The organism is Polaromonas sp. P1_E1_2, from assembly GCF_056406035.1.
Genome location: NZ_JBFUAZ010000200.1, coordinates 1 through 6,406 on the forward strand (window position 1 = coordinate 1; position 6,406 = coordinate 6,406).

Annotated in this window: 9 protein-coding genes; 3 read left to right on the forward strand and 6 right to left on the reverse strand. The window is 62.1% G+C overall.

Annotated elements, in window-relative coordinates; translation table 11 throughout:
• On the reverse strand, positions 1-196 hold a 196-nt coding region (locus tag AC1D1P_RS11220; RefSeq protein ID WP_477673019.1), incomplete at its 3' end, for a hypothetical protein.
• Positions 197-374: 178 nt separating this feature from the next.
• Here AC1D1P_RS11220 and AC1D1P_RS11225 point away from each other — a divergent pair.
• On the forward strand, positions 375-1,031 hold the full coding sequence (locus AC1D1P_RS11225) for a Smr/MutS family protein (RefSeq protein WP_477669759.1): 657 nt from the start codon (positions 375-377) through the stop codon (positions 1,029-1,031).
• Between the two features lie 59 nt (positions 1,032-1,090).
• Positions 1,091-2,218 (forward strand): hypothetical protein, encoded by a 1,128-nt coding sequence (locus tag AC1D1P_RS11230; RefSeq protein WP_477673020.1) that lies wholly within the window; start codon positions 1,091-1,093, stop codon positions 2,216-2,218.
• Positions 2,219-2,314: 96 nt separating this feature from the next.
• Here AC1D1P_RS11230 and AC1D1P_RS11235 read toward each other — a convergent pair whose 3' ends face one another.
• The 5 genes from AC1D1P_RS11235 to AC1D1P_RS11255 all read right to left on the reverse strand — a co-directional run bounded on the left by AC1D1P_RS11235 (position 2,315) and on the right by AC1D1P_RS11255 (position 5,881).
• Complete coding sequence (locus tag AC1D1P_RS11235; RefSeq protein ID WP_477673021.1) at positions 2,315-2,488, reverse strand: hypothetical protein; 174 nt, start codon at positions 2,486-2,488, stop codon at positions 2,315-2,317.
• A 36-nt stretch (positions 2,489-2,524) separates the two neighbouring features.
• On the reverse strand, positions 2,525-3,619 hold the full coding sequence (locus AC1D1P_RS11240; protein ID WP_477673022.1) for a patatin-like phospholipase family protein: 1,095 nt from the start codon (positions 3,617-3,619) through the stop codon (positions 2,525-2,527).
• A gap of 193 nt (positions 3,620-3,812) precedes the next feature.
• Positions 3,813-4,481, reverse strand: a complete 669-nt coding sequence (locus AC1D1P_RS11245; protein ID WP_477669763.1) for an NAD(P)-dependent oxidoreductase — start codon at positions 4,479-4,481, stop codon at positions 3,813-3,815.
• A gap of 10 nt (positions 4,482-4,491) precedes the next feature.
• A complete protein-coding gene (locus tag AC1D1P_RS11250) occupies positions 4,492-4,965 on the reverse strand; it encodes an AtaL-like protein (protein ID WP_477669764.1) in 474 nt (157 codons plus the stop codon).
• Between the two features lie 40 nt (positions 4,966-5,005).
• Positions 5,006-5,881, reverse strand: a complete 876-nt coding sequence (locus AC1D1P_RS11255) for an SDR family oxidoreductase (protein WP_477673023.1) — start codon at positions 5,879-5,881, stop codon at positions 5,006-5,008.
• Positions 5,882-5,982: 101 nt separating this feature from the next.
• Between AC1D1P_RS11255 and AC1D1P_RS11260 the strand changes: the two genes are divergently transcribed.
• Positions 5,983-6,406, forward strand: a 424-nt coding sequence (locus tag AC1D1P_RS11260; protein ID WP_477673024.1) for a LysR family transcriptional regulator, incomplete at its 3' end; no start/stop codon positions are given.

The following is a 6,406-nucleotide window of genomic DNA, read 5'->3' on the forward strand; positions in this document are numbered from 1 at the left end:
TCTCGATCCTGTTGAACATGTCCACTCGAGCCTTTTCCGGAGAGGCTTCCCATCGAGCCTTTTCCGGAGAGGCTTCCCATTTCGCCCTCGCCTCTTTCTCGGCGACCGCGATGCGAAATTCCTGGATCTTGTTGACAGCCAATACACCCATGCAGAGCAACAGGACTCCGCAAAGCACGGCGGTGGACCGTTTCATTTTTTCTCTCCCTCAATTCAAAATCCGGATCTGGCAGAACGCGCGTCGATGACCTGATACCGCCCAGCAAGTTAGCGGAACATCGTAACGTAGCCATCGCCAGATCCGCCGCTGAATGACCCGACGCGTGGTTTATCTACATCGGTGAGTACTGAAGCACTACGATAAAGTAAGCATCATGAAAGCGCCCGCACTCAAAAGCCTGCAGGACCTCAAGGCCGTCAAGCGGGACATTGAAGCCCGCGCGAAGCTTGAAAAAGAACAGGAAGCCGCGCGCGTGGCAGCAGCCGCCAGGGCCAAGGCCGAGAAAGAACTCTTCTCGCGCGCGGTCGGCCCCGTCAAGGCCCTGCCGGCCAAACACCTGCCGGGCCACAAGGCGGCGTTGCCGGCGACGCAAGCAGCACCCATCCCCGTACAGCAGCAGCGCGATGAACTYGCGGTGATGCGWGAAGCSATCTCGGACGAGTTCGACGTGGAAACGCTGCTGGACACCGATGAAGCACTGAGCTTCAGGCGGCCCGGCATGGGGCCTGACGTGGTGCGCAAGCTGCGCCGCGGCGGCTGGAGCATCCAGGGCCAGCTGGACCTGCATGGCTTGCGCCGCGAGGATGCGCGTGAAGCGCTGGCTCACTTCATCAAGGATGCGCACAAGGTGGGCTGGCGCTGCGTGCGCGTGGTGCATGGCAAAGGCCTGGGATCGCCGGGCAAGACACCGGTGCTCAAGGGCAAGGTGCAGAGCTGGCTGATCCAGAAGCAGGAGGTGCTGGCCTTTGTGCAAGCGCGGCCCGCCGAAGGCGGCGCCGGGGCGCTGGTGGTGTTGTTGGCACAGGGCTAAGGCATGGCGTCGAACACATGGAAAGACTAAAAATGCTTCGGTTAAGAATTTGCATCACCTTGAGCTTGCTTGTGTCCTTTCACATGGGGGCGTTGGCAGCTCCCGCTGACGAGGTATGCGCCGGGCTTTCCGGCTTGCTTAACGCCAAGGCTGCGGGCCGCTTCGTCGACCCTGCCCGGCCGCTGACGAAGGCTGAGACCGCCGCCCTTGACGAGGCAAAACTGGAAATTCTTGGCTTTAATGACTATTCGCAGGGAAGCCAAATTGTTGATGCTGATAACGACGGCGTTGATGATCTCCTTGTCTGGAATATTCAAGGCTCGGGGCGGTTTACCTATGCCGAGGTCTACGACATCAACATGGCGGCCAGTCGACCGTCAGACAAGCTGCGGCTGAAAGCGAACCTGGGCAATATTGGCACCTTGAGCGACCCGCGTTTTGTCAAATACGCAGGCGTGAATTACCTGATCACTGACGATGGTGACCTGGAAAGCCTTGCGGTCCATCGCCTGGAGAAATCCACTTCAGACGGCCATAACTTGCGGACGGCCTGCCGCGCAACGGTTCGTCTGGACCCGATCACCAAATGCCGCCACCCTGCCTGCAAGGCCTTGGCGGGCGACATCGCCAACCCCAGCACGAACGCCCCGTTTGTTCAGGTTGAATGGCCGCACAAATACTTCTTCCCGGCAGGCCTTTCCGTTTTCTTTGGACCCAACGGCGAAGCGAGCGATTTTGACAACACCGGGCTGCCGGCGCGTATCTGGAAATTCGGCCGGGAAGGCTACGCGAACCAGCACATCTACTGGAGCCTGCTGGGGCTGGGAGAAGAAGCGCCTGTTGTCCCGGCCGCGCAAAGAGCCGCGTTTGACGACAGGAAAAACCCCCAAGTGCTTCAAGGGCAGCAGCACGACCGCTTAAGGCGCGCGCTGGGGCAGCAAAGCCAGATGCTGGGCAAGCAACTCAATAAAAACTTATCGCTGCCAGGCGCGGGCCAGTTCTTTTTGCTCCATGCCAACGACAGGACCTACTGGGTCTGGGATTTCGGCGGACCGCCCTACGGTGAAGAAATGCATATCACCTACACAAGAGGACTCAAGTCGGACTACATCGGCGCGGTGGGAATCAGGCGAACCTTGGGTTTGGCCCCCTGCGCATCCCAATGCTCCAGGATCGCCGAGAAATAGTGCTGACGCTGCTCGCACAGGACGGAGGCGCGGGAATTCACATCAGTTGCTATTAATTTAGTAGCTGCTTGCGCTCATCCTGATTGGGCTACAGGCCTATTTAATGCCTGAAATTGGCCCAAAATACCCCCAGCGTGAGCCGTTTTTTTTTCCTGGGACGCGCAAAAAAACCAATTTGATGCTGCAAAGATCCATTTTTTTACGCAAAAAAATGCCTGTAGCCCAATCAGGGATGGCGCCAGCAGCTATATTTTTAATAGCAAGTTGCACATCGAAATTCGCCCCGAAAGCAGCCGCCAAATCGATTTAAAGCCCGAACCCCGCTCGCCCGGCAGCGGCGCATTCATAACCGTGCCTGAACACAAGCTCGTACATCGGCAGCGGCACTTTCTTCAGTGAGGTCGGGTAGGCAGCGGCCGCCCTGACGCTGTTTGCGTCCAGCCATTCGCCGGCCGGGCAGTCGGCGCCGGCGCGTTGGGCGACCTCTTGGGCGGTGGCGCCTATGCGCAGGTAAGCTGCGCGGCCGGGCTGGCGCGCAGCGTAGGCCATGAGCCCCCTGGCGCGCAGCGCGCGGACCTGGTCGGACATGATGTCGGCCACGTGCTTGAGACGAAAGATGCTGAGGGGGCCCATCGCAAAACCCACCGGCAAGGGCGCGCCGGCATCCGACGCGATGATCACGCCGTCGATTTTCGGCTTGGGACCAAAGCCGGCGTCAAAGAACGGCTCCAGCCCGAGGTTGTCGTACACACCGCCATCGTAGAGGTGGATGCGGGCAAAGCGGTCTTCGGCCGGCCGGGCGTCTTCACCGGAGGCAAACATCGGCAGGTTCCAGTCAAAGCTGTCGGTCGGCAGGACATAAGGGCCGATCAGGCCCGGAAACGCCGCCGACACGGCCATTGCGTCACGCAGCGGCAGTTGCTTCAGGCGTGTGGAGCCCAGCATCCAGTCCCGCAGCGCGTCGCCTTCGAGGCTGGCGCGCTTGCCGGTTTCGGCCGTAGTGGCGTTGACCAGCCAGACGGGTGTCGCCGGAACATCCTCCATCAGCGCATCGACACCCCAGGCGCTGCCGATGGCCGATGCCAGCACGTTGGCACGCGACAGCGCAAAGCGCCAGTTGCGCGGGTGCAGCATGGCGCGCATGGCGGCGTTCTGCAGGTCTGTGGTGGTCAGCAGTGTTTTCACGCGCGGCAGCAGCACCTCCAGGCATTCGTTGCTGCCGGGCCAGCGCATCCCATTGAGCTGCAGCAAGAGGCCCACCAGCAGGCTGCCGCCCGAAACAGTAGACACCTTGCTGACCCGCTCCAGCGCCTGGTGTTCCGCCAGGAAGCTCAGCACGCCGCAGTGAAACACCATGGCGCGCGTGCCGCCGCCCGAAAGGGCCAGGTACACCGGCTTCATGCCGCAGCCTTGCAGCGCACATATAGAGGAAGCAGGCGATGCGCAGTGATCGCTGTGGAGAAGCCGTGTTGCATGTTATTTGCCGTGGATGGGTAGCAGGCCCGATTCTCCTATGCTTGCCGACTCGAGTCCTGCGGCGAGTCCGGGCCGGCCGCTGGTGCCAGCGTTTGCAGTCGTTACCCCAGAGCCGAAGTCACCAAGATATCAGAGGGGACCGGTGCAGCCAGGCATCCGCCTGCACCTGATCCAGGACGAAGTCCGCGACGTCCTGTCTCGCAATGGTTCCTCCGTGAAAACCGGACAAGTCCGTCAAGGCGCGGATCTTGCGCCGCGCTGGCTTGTCGTTCAGCACGGAAGGGCGCACCAGAACCCAGTCCAGCCCGCTGGCGCGGACGGCAGCCTCCTGCCGGTTCTTGTCGGCGTAGACCTTGCGCAACAGCACGGGATGGATCAGCCGGTCGAACAGGAACCCGCCATGGCCGGCGCTGTCGCCTGCGCCCATGCCCGTGATGCACACAAGGCGCGAGACCTTCTCCGCTTTCATGGCGCTCACGAGTGCCCGTGTGGCCGAGGAGAGCACAGTCACCTCGCGCAGCGGGCTGACCGGTGTGCCCAGGGCGCTCACGACGGCATCCCGGCCTCGCAGGGCCTCACGCAGCGCACTTTCGTCGAGGGCATCTCCGATGATGATCTCGGCGCCCTCCAGGCCGCTTGCCTTCCCCGGGGAGCGCACGAGCGCGCGAACGTCGAACCCCCGTGCAAGCGCTTGCCTGACGATCAGCCGGCCCGTGCCGCCGGTGGCGCCAAGAACCAGAATCTTCGGGCGAGCCGGCGAGATGCCGTCAGTGTTCAATGTGTTCATGGTCTGGCCTTTAAAGTTCGCCCTGCGCGAGCAGTTCCCGGGTGCGTTTGAGCGTCGAGACGAGTGCGCTTTTGTAGCCTTGCTCGCCGTCCATCCAGGCTTGCTCGGCCCGCTCTTCCGGGCCGCCCGGCGTCTTGCCGCGAAGGCCGAGATAACCGTAGAAGCGCAGCTGGAGCTCTCCGGATTCGTCTTCGAACAACTCGTTGACGACCGCGCCTTCGCGCGGGCCGGTGGCCTGGAAGAAGGTCACCTTGCTCTCGGGCTCGAACGCGATGATCTCGCGCAGGTCGGCGCCGGCGATGGTGGCTTCGCGCACGATATGCGTCGCGCTTTCCTCGACGACTTCGCAGCGCGTGCATAGCGCTGGCGGCAGGAAGCGGCGCGCGTCACGCGCCTTGAGAACCAGGCCGGCCCATGCCTGGGCGCGTGTGAGCCTCACCTCGCCCGCTGGATTGACGGGCACTGTAGCGGTCGAATACATCATGATGAGTTCCTTTTTTGGTGGATTGCTGTACGTGTAGTTCTTATGCCGATGCCGACGCGGCGATCTCGGTAGCGAACTCGCGGTAGGACCGCAGCGGGCGACCGAGCAGCGTCGTCAGGCGCTTGACGTCACCCGATTCGGGAACCATTCCCACCGTGAGGAAACGCTCACTCATGAGGCGCATGTCGTACGCCATCCACGGCGGCATAAAATTCAGCAGGTTCTTCTCAAAGCCAGCGGTGTCGTCTCCGCCATAGGTGATTGGGCGGTCCAGCACGGCCGACCAGATGGCGGCGACATCGTCGCCTGTCAGCGTGTCGGGGCCGACGAGGTTGATGCGCTCCAGCGGCAGCGGCTTCGAAGCCTGCTCGCGGCGCAGCAGTTCGATGGCCGCGATCTCGCCGATGTCGCGCGCGTCGATCATGGCCAGGCCCTTGCTGCCGATGGGCATGGGATAGACGCCGTAACCGGTGACCACGTCCCTGATGGTGAGATCGTTGTTCATGAAATAGGCGGGACGCAGGATGGTGGCGGCAAAACCCATCTCTTCGAGCATCCGCTCGACACCGAATTTGCCCGCGAAATGGGGAACGTTCAGGTAGCGGTCGCTGTGGATCACGGAGAGATAGACGACGCGCTCGACGCCGGCTTCACGCGCCAGATTGAGCGTGAGCAGGGCCTGGGTGAACTCGTCGGGAACCACGGCGTTGAGCAGGAACAGGGTGGACACGCCTGTGAACGCGCTCCGCAGGGCTGGTACGTCGAGCAGGTCGCCTGGAACGACTTCGACGCCGGCCGGGAAGTTCGCCTTTGCCGGGTCACGGACCAGTGCGCGTACTTTGGCGCCACGCTGGACGAGCTGCTGGATAACCTGGCGGCCGACGTTGCCAGTTGCGCCAGTAATGAGGATGGTCATGAAATTACTCCGTTGTGTGTTGAAGGAGCCTCAATCTTGATCGATCCACCCAGTATCCGATAGACGTTATATTTAGACACTTCGTCTCACTGGTGGAACATATGGACTTACTTGCCCTTGCAGACTTCAATCTCGTGGCCCGGTATGGGGGCTTTGGGCGGGCCGCCCGCGAATCAGGGCGCCCCAAGGCGACCCTGTCACGGCGGGTGGCCGACCTGGAGAGCGGCCTCAACCTGCGTCTCTTCGAGCGGGGAGCGCGGATCCTCAAGCTCACCGAGGAGGGACGCTCGCTGTACGAAAAGACCTCTGTTTTGCTGGCCGAACTCGACGAGACGGTCGCCACGATTACCTCTGGCGGTGAGACGCCGCGAGGCACATTGAGGGTGAGTGCGCCACTGCTCTTCTCGCAAGCCGCCATGGGCAAGCTCGCCGCCCGGTTCGCGCTGAAGCACCGCGAGGTCCGGCTTGAGGTCATCCCCGAAGACCGTGCAGTCGATATGGTGGAAGAGGGGTACGACCTGGTGA